General features: G+C 39.7%; 19 protein-coding genes and 1 tRNA gene. 10 read left to right on the top strand and 10 right to left on the bottom strand.

All coding sequences use genetic code 11. From position 1 onward, the window contains the following. Window positions 1-5 precede the first annotated feature (5 nt). Window positions 6-566 (bottom strand): helix-turn-helix domain-containing protein, encoded by a 561-nt coding sequence (locus tag D7Z94_RS21105; protein ID WP_120713602.1) that lies wholly within the window; start codon window positions 564-566, stop codon window positions 6-8. 319 nt (window positions 567-885) lie between these two features. Between D7Z94_RS21105 and hpf the strand changes: the two genes are divergently transcribed. Both hpf and D7Z94_RS25700 read left to right on the top strand, forming a co-directional pair. Next, window positions 886-1188 carry a ribosome hibernation-promoting factor, HPF/YfiA family gene (gene hpf / locus D7Z94_RS21100; RefSeq protein WP_120713601.1) on the top strand — a complete coding sequence of 101 codons (303 nt, stop codon included), beginning with the start codon at window positions 886-888 and terminating at the stop codon, window positions 1186-1188. Between the two features lie 61 nt (window positions 1189-1249). Next, window positions 1250-1387, top strand: coding sequence for a hypothetical protein (locus D7Z94_RS25700; protein WP_158594698.1), 138 nt, complete (start codon window positions 1250-1252; stop codon window positions 1385-1387). A gap of 49 nt (window positions 1388-1436) precedes the next feature. Here the strand turns inward: D7Z94_RS25700 and D7Z94_RS21095 are convergent, their stop codons facing one another. The 5 genes from D7Z94_RS21095 to D7Z94_RS21075 form a co-directional block, all read right to left on the bottom strand. Continuing rightward, the gene (locus tag D7Z94_RS21095) at window positions 1437-2633 is read right to left on the bottom strand and encodes an IS256 family transposase (RefSeq protein ID WP_120713600.1); all 1197 of its coding nucleotides are present in this window, start codon (window positions 2631-2633) and stop codon (window positions 1437-1439) included. Window positions 2634-3018: 385 nt separating this feature from the next. Continuing rightward, window positions 3019-3591, bottom strand: coding sequence for a hypothetical protein (locus D7Z94_RS21090; RefSeq protein ID WP_120713599.1), 573 nt, complete (start codon window positions 3589-3591; stop codon window positions 3019-3021). A 24-nt stretch (window positions 3592-3615) separates the two neighbouring features. Then, the gene (locus tag D7Z94_RS21085) at window positions 3616-3768 is read right to left on the bottom strand and encodes a YqaE/Pmp3 family membrane protein (protein WP_120713598.1); all 153 of its coding nucleotides are present in this window, start codon (window positions 3766-3768) and stop codon (window positions 3616-3618) included. A 171-nt stretch (window positions 3769-3939) separates the two neighbouring features. Next, entirely contained in the window at window positions 3940-4392 is a 453-nt protein-coding gene (locus D7Z94_RS21080; RefSeq protein WP_120713597.1) for a ferritin-like domain-containing protein, read from the bottom strand. Window positions 4393-4597: 205 nt separating this feature from the next. Then, window positions 4598-5233 (bottom strand): DNA-3-methyladenine glycosylase family protein, encoded by a 636-nt coding sequence (locus D7Z94_RS21075; protein ID WP_120713596.1) that lies wholly within the window; start codon window positions 5231-5233, stop codon window positions 4598-4600. Window positions 5234-5379: 146 nt separating this feature from the next. On the opposite strand from D7Z94_RS21075, the gene D7Z94_RS21070 reads away from it, so the two are divergent. The 7 genes from D7Z94_RS21070 to D7Z94_RS21040 all read left to right on the top strand — a co-directional run bounded on the left by D7Z94_RS21070 (window position 5380) and on the right by D7Z94_RS21040 (window position 13067). Beyond that, window positions 5380-6258 carry a YihY/virulence factor BrkB family protein gene (locus D7Z94_RS21070; RefSeq protein ID WP_120713595.1) on the top strand — a complete coding sequence of 293 codons (879 nt, stop codon included), beginning with the start codon at window positions 5380-5382 and terminating at the stop codon, window positions 6256-6258. Between the two features lie 267 nt (window positions 6259-6525). Then, window positions 6526-7626 carry an AI-2E family transporter gene (locus tag D7Z94_RS21065; protein ID WP_120713594.1) on the top strand — a complete coding sequence of 367 codons (1101 nt, stop codon included), beginning with the start codon at window positions 6526-6528 and terminating at the stop codon, window positions 7624-7626. A gap of 122 nt (window positions 7627-7748) precedes the next feature. Beyond that, window positions 7749-7916, top strand: coding sequence for a lmo0937 family membrane protein (locus D7Z94_RS21060; RefSeq protein WP_120713593.1), 168 nt, complete (start codon window positions 7749-7751; stop codon window positions 7914-7916). Between the two features lie 151 nt (window positions 7917-8067). Continuing rightward, window positions 8068-8745 (top strand): type 1 glutamine amidotransferase domain-containing protein, encoded by a 678-nt coding sequence (locus D7Z94_RS21055; RefSeq protein WP_120713707.1) that lies wholly within the window; start codon window positions 8068-8070, stop codon window positions 8743-8745. Window positions 8746-8961: 216 nt separating this feature from the next. Next, window positions 8962-9825: a phospholipase A gene (locus D7Z94_RS21050; RefSeq protein WP_120713592.1), complete on the top strand. Its 864-nt coding sequence runs from the start codon at window positions 8962-8964 to the stop codon at window positions 9823-9825. 570 nt (window positions 9826-10395) lie between these two features. Further along, the gene (gene mobC / locus D7Z94_RS21045; protein WP_147415951.1) at window positions 10396-10785 is read left to right on the top strand and encodes a plasmid mobilization relaxosome protein MobC; all 390 of its coding nucleotides are present in this window, start codon (window positions 10396-10398) and stop codon (window positions 10783-10785) included. Then, window positions 10782-13067 carry a relaxase/mobilization nuclease domain-containing protein gene (locus D7Z94_RS21040; protein ID WP_120713590.1) on the top strand — a complete coding sequence of 762 codons (2286 nt, stop codon included), beginning with the start codon at window positions 10782-10784 and terminating at the stop codon, window positions 13065-13067. Before mobC ends, D7Z94_RS21040 begins: the two co-directional genes overlap by 4 nt. Window positions 13068-13373: 306 nt before the next feature. Here the strand turns inward: D7Z94_RS21040 and D7Z94_RS21035 are convergent, their stop codons facing one another. Beyond that, complete coding sequence (locus D7Z94_RS21035; RefSeq protein WP_158594697.1) at window positions 13374-14600, bottom strand: site-specific integrase; 1227 nt, start codon at window positions 14598-14600, stop codon at window positions 13374-13376. A gap of 117 nt (window positions 14601-14717) precedes the next feature. Here D7Z94_RS21035 and D7Z94_RS21030 point away from each other — a divergent pair. Continuing rightward, a tRNA-OTHER gene (locus D7Z94_RS21030) sits at window positions 14718-14795 on the top strand. A gap of 67 nt (window positions 14796-14862) precedes the next feature. Here the strand turns inward: D7Z94_RS21030 and D7Z94_RS21025 are convergent. The 3 genes from D7Z94_RS21025 to rhaM are packed head-to-tail and all read right to left on the bottom strand — an operon-like array spanning window position 14863 to window position 18098. Continuing rightward, complete coding sequence (locus tag D7Z94_RS21025) at window positions 14863-16299, bottom strand: sulfatase family protein (protein ID WP_120713588.1); 1437 nt, start codon at window positions 16297-16299, stop codon at window positions 14863-14865. Window positions 16300-16304: 5 nt separating this feature from the next. Beyond that, a complete protein-coding gene (locus D7Z94_RS21020; protein ID WP_120713587.1) occupies window positions 16305-17777 on the bottom strand; it encodes a sulfatase family protein in 1473 nt (490 codons plus the stop codon). 3 nt (window positions 17778-17780) lie between these two features. Then, complete coding sequence (gene rhaM, locus D7Z94_RS21015) at window positions 17781-18098, bottom strand: L-rhamnose mutarotase (RefSeq protein ID WP_120713586.1); 318 nt, start codon at window positions 18096-18098, stop codon at window positions 17781-17783.

Genomic DNA, 18098 nt, shown 5'->3' with positions numbered 1-18098 from the left:
CGGAGTTATTGGGGTTGAGAAAGTTCTTTTCGTTTGTTTAGTATACGTTGAAAAACTGAAGGGGTAAGTCCCGTGGTTTTCTTAAACTGGCCTGATAAATGCGCCACGCTACTATAATTCAATCGAAACGCGATTTCAGTCAATGTCAGCTTATCTTCCGCTATCAATGTTTTAGCATAATCTATTTTTTTTAAAATAATGAAGTTTTCAATCGAGCTATAGGTAGTCTCCGAGAAAACATTCGATAAATGGTTATAAGAATAATTCAATTTATCGGCAAGGTAGGTAGATGACTTGTAAAGTTTTGCTTTCTCGTCAAGATAAATCATTTCGGTAACGGCATCTTTGATACGCTGCACCAGTTCACTCTTTTCATCGTCGATAATCTTGATACCGTATGGGTCAAGTGAGACTTGCAATTGATTTAGTTGCTCGGTACTGAACGAGGATTTCAAAATGACCTCTCCAATACCTAATATGTTATAGTCTACACCGAACGCGTTCAGACGTTCTTCCAAAACTCTTTTGCAAGTTGTATTGAAATCGAATTTGACGTATAGTTTCATAAATAGGCAATGGTTTTCGGAGCAGTATCGAAATAAGAACTCTTTTGAACTAAGGACACAAGATATGGAAATATTTCTGAGCAATAAGCGAATATTAGTTTTTGAAAATACCCACCCCAAAGCATGAATTATATTATCTACATAAATCTTGTTTCTAGAGAATTCGTATTAGGGGCAAACAAAATTGATAATGGGTCAATACAATTTTATATGCTTTAATAATTTTATACAGTATAGGATAGCGTATTTATAGTGAGGTTTAGAAAATCAGAGCTATTTTTCACGCTGTCGATAAATCAATGAAATAATTTAGAATTTTATGGAAATAGTTTACGAGTACCATGATGTAGAAGCCAGTTCAAGATTGGAAGTAATGGTTAAAGAAAGGTTAGAAAAATTACATGAAAAGTATGCTGATGTTATTAGAGCGGATGTATTTTTCAAAACAGAGAACACCACCTCCGATGAAACAGGAAAAATTTGCAACATTAGACTAAGCCTGCCTGGTCCTCGTCTTTTCGCAGAAGCCAGTCATGCCGAATTTGCGAGCTCAATTTCAGAGTCGGTCAATGACTTGGAACGACAATTACGCAAACGTAAAGAGAAAAATCGGTCGTACTAATTTGAAATGAAATCTCAAGCACTCTCTATTACTTGGGTAGTGTTTTTACAAGAAAAAAAATATGAAGAAAACTTCACTATTGAGTATAGCCTCCCTTTTTGTAGGCAGAAAAATGAAAATTGTAATGGTAGGTGCTCAATTTGGTTATATGGGCTACAAGTATCTTAAAAATAGAAAGAAGAAATCGAATTATAGGTGACACTATCCCGATAAGTGTGTAAGTTTAAATTAGCAGGGGTTGGACTTTTTTAAAGTCTTACCCTTTTTTCATAGATCGTAAGGAACTGGTTCAGGATGATGCCCCAGTTCCTGATGGGCATCGACCATTTTTTTGTAGCCTCCCTTGTTGCCAAATATACGGATTTCATTACGGCATCATCGGTCGGGAAGGAGAGTTTGTTCTTGGTGTACTTCCTAATCTTCCCGTTCAGGTTCTCTATAAGGTTGGTGGTATAGATAATCCGTCGTATCTCCACAGGGAACTCGTAGAACACTGTGAGATCATCCCAATTCTCTCTCCAGCTCCTTATCGCGTAGGAGTACTTGGCTTCCCATTTCTTGGCGAAGTCCTCTAGGGCGGCCTTGGCAGCCTTCTGGTTGGGAGCGTTGTAGATGCCCTTCATGTCCGAGGTAAAAGCCTTTTTGTCCTTCCAGACCACGTAACGGCAGGCGTTGCGTATCTGGTGCACCACACAGAGCTGGGTCTTGGATTCGGGGAAGACGTTCTTGATGGTATCGGTAAAGCCGTTCAGGTTGTCGGTAGCCGTGATCAGGATATCCTCGGTGCCCCGGGCCCTGATATCGGTAAGAACCGACATCCAGAAAGCGGCCGATTCGTTCTTGCCCAGCCATAGGCCCAATACTTCCTTTTTCCCATCCCTACGCAAGCCTACGGCCACGTAGATGGTCTTGTTGATCACCTTGGAGGATTCCCTGACCTTGAAGACGATACCGTCCATCCATACGATCAGGTAGACCGGTTCCAGGGGCCGGTTCTGCCATGCCGTAACGTCGGCGGCTACCTTTTCGGTGATACGGGATATGGTCGATGTGGAGACCTCGAAGCCATAGGCCTCGTGTATCGGTTCCTCTATGTCACTGACCGACATGCCCTTGGCATAGAGCGATACAATGATATTTTCAAGCCCGTCGACCATGTTGCCCCGCTTGGGGACTATCATGGGATTGAAACTGGCATCCCTATCCCTGGGAACGGCTATCTCGGACTCCCCGAAGGAAGTCCGCACCTTCTTCCTCGAATGCCCGTTGCGCTTATTGGCATTGGACGACCTTTGGTGTTTCTCATAATCGAGGTGGCCGTCGAGCTCACCCTCGAGCATCTTCTCGATGCCTCTTTTTTGCAGTTCCTTCAGAAAACTGTTGAGTTCGTCACCGGTCTTGAACTGCTTCAGGAAATCATCGTTGAACAACTCTTCTTTCTTCATAATGTGTAAATATTTAAAATTAGACAAAAAATTAGCGGGGGCATGCCCCCGCTAATTTTCTATTTACACACTTTATGGGATAGTCCTTTATAGGTCTAAGTAGGCACAAAAGACTTCAGACTTGGTTTAGAAAAAATGTGTATGGTCTTAATAGGGTATTAGGATTTTAGTCCGAACTAGTATTGAAACTAATAGGAAAGTTATTTCAGGTTATTCATTGCGAGTAAGTTCCAATCTCAATCTTCGGCAACCCCAATACAAATATTTTTCTACGATGGAAATTCATTCCCAATGACCAAATGACTTGCATAATTAGGCGTAAGCATGCATAAAAAAAGTGTCGATATATCATCGACACTTTTTACTTTTATTAAAGACTATAAACTTATTTTGAATAGATAATTTTAGCCTTTTTTACCTTCTCACTAAGGTCATTCATAGAATTGATGTAACGGTATTGTTTGTTCAATACATTGTCCGCTCTTTCACCTATAATGATATGAACCACATCTAAATCTGGTGCATTCAGCTCAATCTGGTCTTGCACACGCATGGTTTTATCTCCCAAATCCGTATCAAGCTTATCCAATTTTGAAATAACGTACAATCTTCGGTCAGTTGCACGGATTTCCTGAATATTCAAGTCGTGCTCGTTTCCTGAAACCTCTGCTTCGATAACAATGGTACGCTCCATTTTATCTTCACCAGGCATATCAACATCAATGAAAGGAACTTCAACCTCTTCCTCTTCCATAACTACGATTACCTTTGGAATTTTTACCATTTTAGTAGTGGTACCAACATTTATATCAGCCCAATTTACTTCATACTCTGGTAGTTCACCCATGTCTGCGGATACATCGACATCTATATCGGGCAATGCTCCTTTTTCCTCTTTTTTTACATTACAGCTGATGGCAAATGCAAGTATTAACGTTGTTAGAATTACTTTTTTCATAAGATAAATTTTTAAGATTAATTTTTACTTGTTTACTATAAATGCATGAATAACCCCAGGCAACCAAGCCAACAAAGTCAATACGATGCTAATTAAAAGCGTGGTGCTCACCCCATGCTTTAAAAAAACTGCCAACGGCGGCAGCAGTATGTTTAGAATAATGGTAATTAATGACATTTCAATTCTGTTTTATGTTCGTTGCAAAAGTGCCAATCATTAGTCCAACACTTTGACGCAAAACAAATTAAAACAGACGCTATACCTATGAGATGATAACTACAATTTTATTTTATAAAGCAAAAAAAGACCTTCTAAGAGGCCTTTTTATGGTTTTTATGAGGTGTATTGCTACCTAAAATCTTCCAAAATTTCTGAAGTTTCCAAATCGTTTTGGATGGAATCTCGCTGTTCTCGAATAATTTCCTTTACCCTGTACGGAATCATTGTTTCCGTCAATACCTCATTATATTCCTTAATAGCTGATTTATCTCCACGCACAGCTTCCTCCAACATTGATTCATCATTATCTGATGCGAAGAAGGCCTTTACATCCATCCATGTGCGGTGTACTGCTCCTGCGGTGCTTCCCTCTATTTCGTTGTTCCCAACATTTAATTCGGTGACGGAATTTCTCAATTGCTTTAAGAACATTTTACGATTTTCAGCCCTTCTCGCGAAATAAGCTTTGGTTCCAAGTTCTTTAGCGTTTTCCGCTCCTTTATCGAAGCCTTTTATGGCGTCTTCGTTCTTTTCTAAAATATCCTTTATTCTATTTTCAATTTTTTCGATGTCTTTGTTCATTTCTGTATGTGATTTTTAGTGTGAATTAAATTTTACTGCTAACTATTAGCTGAACTCAAAATAAAGAGAACATATCTATTTTGTTGACGCGAATGAATTTAAGATTAGTCATATCGATGAAGTACAACGATTTTAGTCGCCGTAAGGGCTTGCGGGAATTTGCTATTGGGAATTGTAAATGGAAAAACCTTTCAGGATTGAATCCTTAGGGAAGGAAAACTTGCCCCTTTTCACTCAAATAATGATGCCAGAGAAAATAAGTGGCTAGCGAGCGATAGGGTTTCCAGACTTCCGAAAGGCTTATGATTTCTTCTCTTGTCTTTACGTTGTATAATTTTTTGACGGTATTTACAACGGCGACATCCCCAATGGGAAAAATGTCCTCTGATTGCATACAGAACAGCAAAAACACATCTGCCGTCCATTGCCCGATGCCTTTTATAGAAGTCAATTTTTCACGAATTTCTGTTTCTTCGAGACCGCTTAGTTTGTCTATCGAAAGAAAACCATCTACTATAGTTTGAGATAGAGCTCTTAAGTACGAAGCTTTTTGTCTGCTGATTTGGCACATACGCATTTCATCATCGCTCAACTTTAAAATCTTTTTGGGTGAAAATTCGTGCAGATATGCATTGAGTTTTCGAAAATGTGCTTCGGCGGATGCCAGACTGATCTGCTGCCCCAAAATGATTTTAACTAAGGATACAAAGTTTGCCGGCCTTTTCCAATCAGGGGGAAGTCCATAGAGTCCATGAATCCGCTTCATATGCTTATCAGTAGCGGATAAATATATGACCGCTTCTGGAGTAATGATGGTTTTGATGTCGTTTGGATTTGGCATAGTTTGCTATATAAGGAAAGATATTATAACCCGTAATAAGACAGACAAAATTAGAATCCTATTTGGTAAAACGAGCAACACTTTAATTGATTAGGTCAATTTCTAAAATATAGCTTTAGTTAATTTACAGCTAAAAAGTGATAGTTATGAACGAATTGAATAGGGAAAGGTTTACAGCTAAGTATTTACCCAACCTTCTAAAAAAGACCTTTAATGCTTGGATAGCCAAAGAGCCTTTCAAGCTAGGTGCAGTGGTTGCGTACTATGCAATTCTTTCGCTTCCCGCATTACTGATTTTAATTCTCGACATTATAGGCGCTATTTGGGGAAGGGAAATCGTACAAGGCGAACTTTTTACTGAAATATCTAGCGCATTAGGCCCTGATACCGCGGCATCAATTCAAGAAATGGTCACTAAAAAAGGAGATGCGCCAACATCAATATTCGCAAGCGTTCTCGGTATTGGTGTACTGCTGTATGGCGCTACCGGTGTTTTCTATCAACTACAAAATGTCATGGACGAAATTTGGGGAATTCAAAAGAAATTCAGTAATGAACTTATAGCAACCCTCTTCGGTCGTTTAAAGAGCTTCGGATTTATTCTCATCTTTGGATTTTTACTTTTGGTGAGTTTTGTACTTACGTCACTACTAACCAGTTTTGCAAAAAGAATTTCAAATCTTTTTTCTGCTGAAATTGTTGGGCTGGCCTATTTCATCGATATCACACTCTCGTTGGTCTTCATTTATGTATTGTTCGCCTCCATGTTCAAATACCTTCCCAGTAAAAGTATCCGCTGGAAAGCTGTACGGGTTGGTGCCGCACTCACAGCATTGCTTTTTATAATCGGTAAGTATGTACTGGCTTTCTATTTTGGACAAACTGAACCCGGCTCTACCTATGGCGCGGCAGGTTCTATCATTATTGTCATGTTGTGGGTATCTTACTCCAGTTTAATTTTATTCTTTGGGGCTCAGTTCACCAAAGTGTATTCTGACCGATATCTCACCCAGAACCTTGAGTGACTCTTGCTGGATGCAAACAGCCTTAATCCGGTACTTGTGGTTATTCCTTTACTAGTAAGATTCAATCGACCTTTAAAAATATCGTCAACACGCAAAACACTGATCCATTTACTATAGCGGAGAGATTGTTAGATGTATTCCAATCTAGGATAATTTCTAATTTGAACTGCTACTAGGTTACTCTTTTAATCTTTTGAGTTAAAGGTTTTGATTCTCCAATTCTAGTTTTGTTTGAACCAATAAAAATTAAAAAAGCAATCTTCAATCATGAAATCAACAACCATTGCCAAAGGTATTTTAAAAGCAATAGCCATACTTATTGCAATAATGCTGCTTTGCGTTCTTGTTTATAAGTTGCAATCGGTCATTGTTTATCTAGTAATTGCGGGAGTGGTCGCCTTGATTGGGCGTCCGAGTGTAATTTTTCTAAGAAGAAAATTGAAGTTTCCAAATACCCTAGCAGTCGTCCTTACTATGATGTTCATTTTGGGGATTTTAACTGGTATTTTCGCGCTCTTTATTCCTATGTTAACGGACCAAGGGGAAAACCTTTCCTTGTTGAATATGGATGATTTGCAAAAGGCACTTGATAAGCTATATGACCAAATAGTGCAATATTTTGGTGCGTCACCTAATGTAGTTGATGAGTTTATGGAGGAAGTTGAACTAGAAAGTAACTTAATGGAAGAGCTTGATATGGGTTTCGTTCCTAAGTTCTTGAATTACTTCATAGATATTCTAAGTAGTTTTGGAATCGGGCTCTTTTCAGTACTATTTATCTCATTTTTCTTTTTAAAGGATAGTAAGTTTATAGAAAGGATTCTGTTAAAACTGCTTCCGGAATCTCTTGAAGAGAAAACAAAACACTCCATTGAGACCATCAAGATTTTATTGTCGCGCTACTTCGTTGGTCTGCTGCTACAGATTCTCATACTCTTTATTATATATAGTGTAACGCTTTTACTTGTAGGTGTTGAGAACGCTGTCGTTATTGCACTACTTTGTGCACTTTTCAATATAATTCCTTATTTGGGACCCATGGTTGGTACAATTATCATGATTCTCTTAACCATGACCAGTTTTTTAGAGCTGGATTTTAGGGAAGTAATTCTACCAAGTGCGGGCTATGTTTTCATAGGTGTTGTTATTGGTCAGTTAGTCGATAATTTCTTTTCACAACCCTTGATTTTCTCGAACAGTGTTAAATCACATCCGTTGGAGATATTTTTGGTCATAGTGGCGGCAGGCTTGCTTTTTGGAGTTGTGGGAATGATTATAGCAGTGCCAGGTTATACGGTCATTAAAGTAGTCCTAAAAGAGTTCATGTTCGATTACCGATGGGTTAGGGCAATTACCAAAGGACTTTAGTTTTCACGGAAAAAGCAGATGCATATTTCAGGATTGAACTAATAAATAATGCTATAGGGTCAATATCCTTGACCTATTTGGTGGAAATTTGAATTATAAATAATAACCTAAAAATATAAATTATGAGAAGTATTCTTTGGCTAGTTGCTGTTATCGCAATCGTTATTTGGGCTTTGGGCTTTTTTGGTATTATTGCCGGAATAGGTTCAAGTAGCTTAATACATTTATTATTGGTTATCGCAGTTATCTCGATACTATATAATGTTATTACAGGTAGAAAACCTTTGTAGACCCTTATATAAAAGTCTAAAATTGCTTTCATTTGAATTTGTATTTAGCTGTATTCAATTGGACAGTAGAAAGTTATAAATAATGCTTTCTCAGCGATGAGAAAGCATTATTTTGTTTTAAATAGTTGTATTGATAATTAAAAAAATGATAATGAAAATACTATTTGTTTTGACCTCTCATGATACATTGGGAGACACAGGAAAGAAAACTGGTTTTTGGATTGAAGAATTCGCAAACCCGTATTACACTTTATTAGATAAAGGGGCAACCATAACGCTTGCAACACCAAAAGGTGGTGAAGCACCAATTGACCCTAGCAGTGATACCCCTGATAACCAGACAGCGGATACCGAGCGTTTCAAGAAAGATGAAACGGCACAGAAAAAAATAAAGGAAACCCATAAATTGACCGATGTTCGGGCTCAAGATTATGATGCTGTTTTCTATCCAGGAGGTCATGGTCCGTTATGGGACTTGGTAGATGACAAAACATCCATCAAACTCATAGAAACATTTAATAAACAGCAAAAGCCCATAGCATTTGTATGTCACGCACCTGCTGCTTTAAAGAATGTTAAAAATGCAGATGGCGATGCCTTGGTAAAAGGAAAAAAAGTAACAGGATTCACAAATACCGAAGAAGAAGCAGTTCAATTGACAAACGTCGTTCCGTTTTTGGTAGAAGATATGCTTGTCGAAAATGGCGGTATCTATTCCAAAAAAGGAGATTGGGAATCATACGCCATCACCGATGGAAATCTAATTACAGGTCAGAACCCAGCATCTTCAGGATTGGTTGCTGAAAAGTTAATGGAGATGGTTCAATAAATAAAAAAAATATAGTATTGAAAAGCTTACAAAATATCAATTTGTAGGCTTTTTTACTTCTCGAAGTTAAGTAGGTTTTTAAGGCCTATATTTCCTTTAATATGTAAAAATGGATGCTCTAGGGGTAAGTCCAATGATTAAAGCACCTTCACACATTTAAAAATATTCCATCGATACTTAATTTAAAGGTATTTCTGGGCAGAAACATTTATAATTATGTATTCAAGATTTTCAAATGCCTTTGTCAGCCTATTGTGTTTTCCTTTATTTCTTGGCGCACAGGCGACTTTTGTTCCTGATAGCTTAACTTTTATAACTACAGTAATCGACAGTGTAGCATTCAGTGATAGGGTGAGCACGATACCATCTTTTACAATTTATGGTGATAATTATTTTCTTACCGGTTCTACGTTAGGAGAATCACCTGCCAGTGACAACAGTGATGCGAAATTTCAAATTGGCTTCAAGCAACGCTTGACCAATAAGAAATTCCTTTGGGGCTCTTACCTATTTTTTACGTATCGTCAGAAAGTTTTTTGGGATATATACAAAGAATCTTATCCATTTCGAGAAACCAATTATAATCCTTCGCTAGCCCTTTTTAAACCATTTTTTAAGGACTCAAAATTCCATAGTTTTCTTCAAGTGCAATTCGAACATGAAAGTAATGGTAGGGATGGGGCTAACTCGCGTAGCTGGAATTTCTTTTCAGCAACCTACAACACATATATTTCAGATAATCTGAGCGGCAGTCTGAAAATATGGATTCCACTAAAGCCACCAGTAGAAAACAAAAATATCACTGAGTTCAGAGGTTACCAACAACTAGACCTTGCATATCGACTCAATAAAAATATCATTTTCGATACAGAAATAAGAAAGGCACCAAGCTTTGATTGGAAGGGAAGTTTGGTAGTAGGTGCCAGCTATCGCATCTCACAAAGAAGCAACCAATTTATCTACCTGCAATATTACATGGGCTATTCAGAAGAGCTGATTACATTTGATGAAAGCACATATCGTTTACGAATCGGAATTGCTTTTAAAGATTTGTTCATGAAGTTTAGGGGGAAGCAATAATACTGGTTTCAAATTTTAGGTCTTATTTGAATTAAAAATCTAGTAAAAAAGTATTTCTTTTTTAGTTAAAGATTGAAATTCTAAAGTGTGTAAATATCAGATTTGTTTGAATTTCTTCAAGATCTATAAATCGGTAATTACCCATGTCCCTGATGCCCCTGCGGAAGTTCAAAAATTTTCCACTTTAAGACTTCCCAAGCGAACCGCTTCGCTGGTTCGCATTCGGGGTCTTTCCGTTCCATATTTCTGAACACCCTCGGCACCCCGCAAAAAACCAAGCGGCGAAAAAACCGCTTGTCTTTTCCTCTCCCTACTCTCAAAAATTTTAAAGATTTCCCAAATTCCGTAATTATTTCGAGACCATATTAGACCATTTAAATTAGTCGATTGGTCTCAAATGGTATCTATTGGTCTTATATGGTTTTACGACTTAAAATATTGATTATTAGACTATTATAATTCGATTTGATATATTATATTTATCCACGTTGGTGGATAGCAAGTGATGTTTTGCGCACCGTAAAACGCCTACTTCTGCGAAGTGAAAAAACGATAAAATCGAGTCAAAAAATGGCTAGTAACAAAGGCGGGAGAAAACGATTGGGGGACAGGAAACGGGAGCATGCGATAACGCTCCGATTCAATGGTACGGAACTGGAAAAAGTAAAGACCATCCTTCAATCCTATAATCTCGATTTTAGAAAAAGGGGCACGGTCGGTCCCTTCTTGAGAAAGCTTATTTTGAACAAAGAAACCGTAAAAGACAAACGTATTCCCGATGGCATCTCCAACCTCAGCTACCAGATTAACAAGATAGGCACCAACATTAACCAACTCGTCAAAGTGGCCAACTACAAGAACATGCGAAGCCCGAATTCGAACCTCGAACGGGAGATACGAAGAGCCAGCGAACTGATGCTCGAACTTATAGAAACGATTAACACCAAAAACCAAAAATGATAGTAAGGGTGCTTTACCGGAAAAGCGTGCAGGGAGTGCTGAAGTATGTATTGGGCAAAACGGAAAGCACCATTCTAGGCTTCCAGAATACCTATTCCGATACAGATACCAACATGGAGTTTTTCGGCAGGGTATTGAATCATCTTGGCAATCGGCATGATTCAGAAAAGCGGTATCTACACGCTTCCCTTAACCTTCCCCGGGGAGATCACTTGGATGATAGGGACTTTTTCGAACTCGCTAAAAAGTACATGGAACACATGGGCTATGGCGAACAGCCTTTTGTTGTGGTACGCCATCATGATACCAAACACGAGCACGTTCATATCGTATCGACCACGATCAAAGAAGACTGCTTGCAGATAAACCTCTCCAATGATATAAGAAGGAGCATAGCAACACAGAAATATCTTGAAAAAGAGTTCGGACTTTCCCCATCGCCAGAAACGAAGAACACAAAAGACCTACCGATTTATGAAATGCCCGAATTCCGAAACCGGGATAGCAACGGGGTCAGGTTCTATATACAGGACATCGTGAACAACACCCTTCAAAAGTATAAGGTGCGAAGCTTTAAAGAACTAGCCGAACATCTCAAGAACAATCACATTGAGCTAAAGACGACCGAACGTAATGGCAGGATAGGGGTATCGTATGGTATCGCCGTAAAAGATGGGTACAAGTCAAGGTTCATCAACGGCTATACCGTCCACCCCCAATTGAGCGGTCCAAAACTGCAAAAAGTCTTTGAACATAACCTAGGTTCAAAACTATTGCCGATGGTCAAAAAAAGGTTGGAAAAACAGTTGCGTACCACGTACAAGCTTTTCAAGGGAATAAACCCCGAACATCTTCTGGATATCCTAAAATCCCATCAAAAACTGGATTGCAAGGTCGACTATGATGAAAAAGGAAAAGCCTTGGATTTTACAATTTATGACAAATCGGGCTATGTCCTCAAGAGCGGGGAGATAGCAAATGATATCGGAATCATTCAAAACCCAGAACTGTTCGAAAGCGGATTTACCCAGATGTACGCGGAAAGCGAACAGCTACAATTGGAACTTAAACGCTGCATCAAGGAAGCTTACAGAAGCACCTATCAAAGTTCTAGAAGCAAGCTCCTTTCCTCGGAACATATCCATAGGATTCCAATAAAAGCTATAGCAGCCGAAATGGCCCGATCTGAACGGTTCCGGTTTCTACAGAAATACCTGCACACCGACAACCGAGAGCTGGGCAAATTGATACGAGCGCAATTCGACATTGTAAAACATGAGATTTATGGCACCGAACTGATGCGGGAAGAACGGGAATTGAAGATAAAGGCCGACCTAGTAAAAAAGTCAATCGACAAACAACTGTTCAATACAACAAGGCAACGAATAATCCCTTTCGAGCTTTTGCCCGGCCTTGGAATCAAATACGGCAGGGGCGTTATCAGTTACGTGAATTCCAATCGACATTCGGTCAAAATGGATTTAGGCTACGTAAGTTTGCCCAACCGAAACGACTTTTATGCTTCCCCGTTCTTCGTTAAAGAGAACGAAAAAGTATTGGAAGGACTTTTGAACGAGAAGACCGAAAAAGAAATCGGTCTAAACCCGACCGCGATATTCCTGCCGTTGATGTTCCCGAACCTCTATGATGCCATTGCCGAACCTTACAGGGAGAAATTTGAACGCTTGAGCCTGAAGGCCTATCATAAATATGCCGAGCGAATACAGGTATCCTTTGAGAAATCCCCAAGAGATTATATCAAGTTTTTCAATGCCAAAGGGTTTTATTTTAAAAGAAGGGAAGAAAGGCTGTGCATCGGTTCGATATATTCCAAGTATCCCATACAAGTTCCGCTCCCGCCAAAAACACAGACCTATCTGGAATCATCGGGTGATATAAATAAGGTTTTGGATGGGCAAACAAAAACCTTGAAGGATATCAAAACCCATGGGCGGGATAATTTGAAGAATCTTTGGTCTGCATATTTGATCGAGCGAGGACAATATACTAAGGCTGCTTATTTGTTCGTATTAGACGGTGTCAGACCCAATCTTCCTTTACAGCTGTTGGAACACCATATGGAAAACGGGTTTAAGGAAGCCCTAAATACTGTTTCCAAAAAACAGATGGATATAAAACAGGCTCGCCTCCTTCGAAAAGGCATTTATGCTCTGGGCAATCTGTTGGGAAGCAAAAGTCTTGGAGGGGAAGAAGTTTTCAACGGCTTTAAGGATGAACTAACCGATTACTCGAAATATAAGGGTAGGGGCTTATCGATGTAAATCAAACATAGGAATTTATCAAAGAATTTGGCACCCTACGGGTGCTTTTTTGTGGCTAGGGAGAGAAGAAGTATGGTATACCAAGCAGGGGTCGGTTTGCGCCCTACGAAGTTTCTTCTTTACGCTTATCTGCCGGAACGCTAAAGAAACTCCGCAGGATCCACGCGCAGGTTAGTTATGGCAAGATTTGGGGGAGGACGGAAAACTGTTCCAAAAGACATGATGATGGAGTTTGAGATTCTTCGTTTTTTTGAAGTAAAAGAAAGAAGGAGGGTTTTTAATCCGATTTATGAAACATTGATAAACTTACTTTTCCGATAGTTGCCCGAAAATTTCGTCTTGGTATTCGTCCATTTTGCTTTTTCTCAAATTAGCTAAATATGCTTGTGTGGTACTAATTCGCTTATGGCCTAACATTTGAGAAATTGCTGTAAGAGGAATTCCCATTTCATTTGCTCCTGAAGCAAATGAATGGCGTGCTGCGTAGCTCGTAATGTTTTCTTGAATTCCGGCAAGCTCGGCCAGTTTTTTCAAATTATCGTTATACCGCTTTCTAGCCCAAACGATTTGATTATAGCTTTCAATAGGATTATCACTTTTGACAACACCCAACAAGTAGTCGCTTCTTTTCTTGCCTTTGGTAAAATAGGTCAGCAAAGGTTTGAGTTGGTCATGGATTTTTATGTTATAGGGTTCATCGGTCTTCTTTCTTGAATATCGGATGCGACCATCAACGATATTGGACAGCTTGAGATGGGCCATGTCCACGTAGGACATGCCGTTGAGCAGGAAGCTCATCATGAAAATGTTTCTGTCCCTGAACAGAACGGTATCCTTTTCCAAATCAAGTTCAGCTATTTTACGGATGGCATCAATAGGAAGAGCCCGTTTTTCGGGCTTTCCATTTCGAATGACATAGTCATCAAAAGCATAACCTTCTTTGTCGGCAACCCCTGCTTTGATTGCTTTTCGGTTGATCGCCCTTACAGTTCTCAAATAAACACTTAGGCCACCCAATTTGTTGCCCTTAGCCAAATGATGCTTTTCAAATCGGTTAAGGAAATCTAGGTTCAGCTCATCGAATGTAAAATCCTTGTTGTTTCTGAAATTTTTGACCGCTTTTAAGGCATGTTTGTATGCCCTGGCATTTCCGATACGGTTCGCTTTGATCAGGTCGGCTATCTGCTTTTCGGCGAACTGATAAAAAGTAACCTTTTTGGTAGTACGGGTAATATGGCTTCGTACTTCGGACACGCTCATATATTTCAATTTGTCGCCATCTTCCAATTTCGTAAGGATATCCACCATACGCGCCATTTTCTTTTGTAGTAGATTGTTCAAACGGGAAGGGGATTCAGTGCCTTTGAAAGAAGGCCTGATTTTTTGTCTTTTTTCGTCCCATTCGGAAGTCGCTAATTTATGCCCCGTTCCAATACTTGTAGATTTCCGGTTATGGGTCAAACGAAAGATTAAAGGGAAGGTTTTGTTATCTTTCCTTCGTGTATCCAATGAGAGTTTTATATAGGTAGCCATGATAAATGTTAAAAACTGCGTGCACATGTGCACGCAGTTTGCACGCAGAATGTGGTTTTTTATGGTCTTAAATGTACCTAAATATACAACTAATCGCTGAAAACCCCCGTATTTATTGGGTTTTTAATTCATATAAATTCAAATAAAATCTGCCTTACAAGCAGGGGGTCACTGGTTCGAATCCAGTAGGGCCCACCCAGTAAACACAAGGCCTCCGAGAAATCGGAGGCTTTTTTGTTTTTAGAAATTGCGATATCCTTATTCAATGCGTGTAAGGTACAGTACCTGTTTCATCAACGGGATACCCCCATTTTTCAATATAGTCCATCCCGGGAAGAAATTCATCCCCTGTTTCCCTCAATCGTTCTGAAAGTTGTTTATCCAAATCGTTTTGCAAGGAAGCATACTGAGCTTGATCAACTAGATTGTTCATTTGATAGGGATCTTTTTTATTATCAAATAACAACCAAGCACCTTTCAAATCTCGAGCATAGGTGTACCGTTTGGTCTTGATGGCCCTATATTCCCTTCCACCGTGTTCAACTTTGTTCCATTGACCAAATGGCTGTACACAGGTCAGTAAAGCAGCCTCGCCTAATTGCTCTTTACCTTCCAAATAGGGTCTATAGTTGATGCCTTCCACAGAGTTGGGAATTGGGATATTGCACAAACCTAAAATAGTAGGCAATATATCTTCCGAGTTCATCAAAGCATCTTTCTCTTCTACAGCTATTTTTAGTTTCTCCGGAATATAAAATAGCATAGGCACCCGAGCAGATTCCTCGTAGGGTTGTTGTTTTTTATAAGCCCCGTGGGACCCCAAAAGATCCCCATGATCTGAAGTAAACACTAGTATCGTATTTTCCAACTGGCCGGATTCCTTTAAATTCTCTATTACTTTTCCCACCATATCGTCCAATGCGGAAATATGGGCGTAGTAGCCAGCCAAATCTTTTTTGGCCCTCATTTTTAAGCTATCAGGTACATTTTCGTGGAGGATGATTTTATCGGGGTCAAAACGATTTCTGTATTCCTCGGGTGCCGTGTGATAGGGGGCATGTGGTGTACCATAGGAAACGACCATCAAAAAAGGACTGTCAGATTCTTTTTGGTCGTGCATATACCGAATCGCTGCATCGGTCTGCTTAAAAGTGTCATAATCTTCCCAGATTTTTCTGTTGGGGTCATCATTCTCATAATATACCGATTCGTTATAGTTGTGCGTACATTCGTTGCCCTTCCAAAAGTCAAAACCCTGTCTTCTTGCTCCGGGTGGAATAAACTGTAAACGGCCATGGCCATCCAAATGCCATTTACCAATGTATCCTGTATCATACCCAGCCTTTGAAAAAATCTTTCCCATGGTTACGGCATTGGTATCCAACTGCACATCGTTCATGAATACCCCATGGGTTAGGGGTCTTTGCCCCGTTAATAGAGAAGCTCTAAAAGGCGAACAGACCGGCATACCTGAGACCGCATTTTTGAAGTTAACGCTTCTCGAGGCCAGACTGTCCAGATAGGGGGTTTGTACGTTGGGGTCTCCGGCATAGCCTGTGGCCTGTGCCCGCCATTGATCTGTAAGCAAAATCAAGACATTGGGCCTATTTTTTGAAGCAGGTTCTTCTGATGGTGTGTGGTTCGGTTTGCAAGCATAAAGAACAATTCCTAAAAGGATATAGAACGTAATATATTTCATGATGTTTAGTTTTCTAACTGTCTGGTCTTAATATGCAGAGGGTCATCGACTAAATCGCCGGTTTTAGTTCTCCATTTTGATAGCGCGTTTTTGAGTTCTTCCTGTTTTTCAATATATTCCTTTTTTCCGGTTAGGTTCACCAATTGTCCTGGATCGTTTTGCATGTCGTATAGTTCTTCGGATGGACGACCAGACTCCAATTCTTTTAGTAGTCTGTATTGGATGGGATGCGTTTCCTTTGCATCCAAGGTAGCTTGGTAGCTACGATTGCCCCAGCCTTTTTCAACCACTAGATCTGCTGGTAGTTCATAGGTCTTTTGGTACAACAAATTTTGGATGTAGTAAAATCGACCATCAAAGATTGCCCTACTGGGATAGTGTTCCGAGCGAGGAGGGCCATGTGAGTTGTGTTCCCCGTAAACATATTTTCTGTTCGGAATGCTATCCGCGCTCCCTGAGAAAATTGGTTTTAGTGATTTTCCTTGTACGGTTCCGGGAATATCCATTTCCAGATAGTCCAGAATCGTTGGCATAATGTCGATATGTGATATCAAAGCTTTCGAAATCTTACCTTTTTCGATTTTTGGGCCACTTGCTACAAAAGGCACATGCAAGCCTGCATAATACGGTGATGCCTTTGCCCTATGATACGGCTCGCCTTGGTCACCAGTGAAAATGATCAGGGTATTTTCCAACATTCCACTTTCTTTTAGAACATTTATAATACTTCCCGCACAGGCGTCAGCCAATTGAACAGATCCATAATATTTTGCCAGGTCTTCACGCATGGCCGGGGTGTCTGCCAGATATTTTGGAACTTCAATACTGTCTTTGTCGGGAAGGAAGTTAGGAAAATCTTTCATATGTCTATCTAAATTACGATGTGGCGGGGCGATGTTGGCCTGAAAAAAGAATGGTCGGTCTCCAGCATCCCGAATAAAACTGGAAATTACCTTTTTGAATTCTTCGGGACTATTCTGAACTGCGTTTCGCGCGCTGTATGGAAACTTCCATGGCGGACTCATATGAAACTTCTGTGTAATCGCTGTAAAGTATCCATTTTCTTGAAGTAACTCTGGAAGTGTTTGGATATATTCATGGATGCCCACTTCATCGATTGTGGAAGAGGCCTTGGTAAATTCTTTGTCCACATCCGATAATTTTGGGGTAATCGTATTGCGCCAATGTCCGTTCGCATGAGGATACATTCCTGTCATGATGGAACTTCTGCTAGGCGAACAAGAAGGCACGACGGCAAAGGAGTTTGTAAACAGCATACCGTTTTTCGCCAACATATCTACATTTGGGGTTACGATTCCTTTGGTTCCAAGGGCCGACAAATGGGCGCCTTGGTCATCGGTCAGGATCAATACCACATTAAGCGGCTTTTTGATTTCAGATTCCTTTAGCGATTTTTCCTTGCATGACACTATTAATACAAGAATCGACAATAGGGCGAAATAGAGGTTTGTTTTCATACTTTATGGCATATAAAATAAAGATTCCAAGTCTTTTGACACTGGACTGTTGTCGTTATTGGTTTCCATTAAATCGGTCATATGGGCCCACCATTTTTTACATACCGCTGTTTCGGCCAAAGCATTCCATTTTTCCTCAGATTCAACTTCGGCATATCCAAACAGTGAATTTGTTTCGGCATCTAAAAAAATACTGTAGTTTTCAACACCATGCTCCTTAAGTTTTTCCTCAAGTTCAGGCCATATGGGATTGTGTCTTTTGGCATATTCTTCGATTTTATCAGGATATACCTTCATTTTAAACGCTTTTCTGATTACCAT

The organism is Ulvibacterium marinum (assembly GCF_003626755.1).
Lineage (GTDB): Bacteria > Bacteroidota > Bacteroidia > Flavobacteriales > Flavobacteriaceae > Ulvibacterium > Ulvibacterium marinum.
This window is presented reverse-complemented; position numbering and strand designations above follow the sequence as displayed.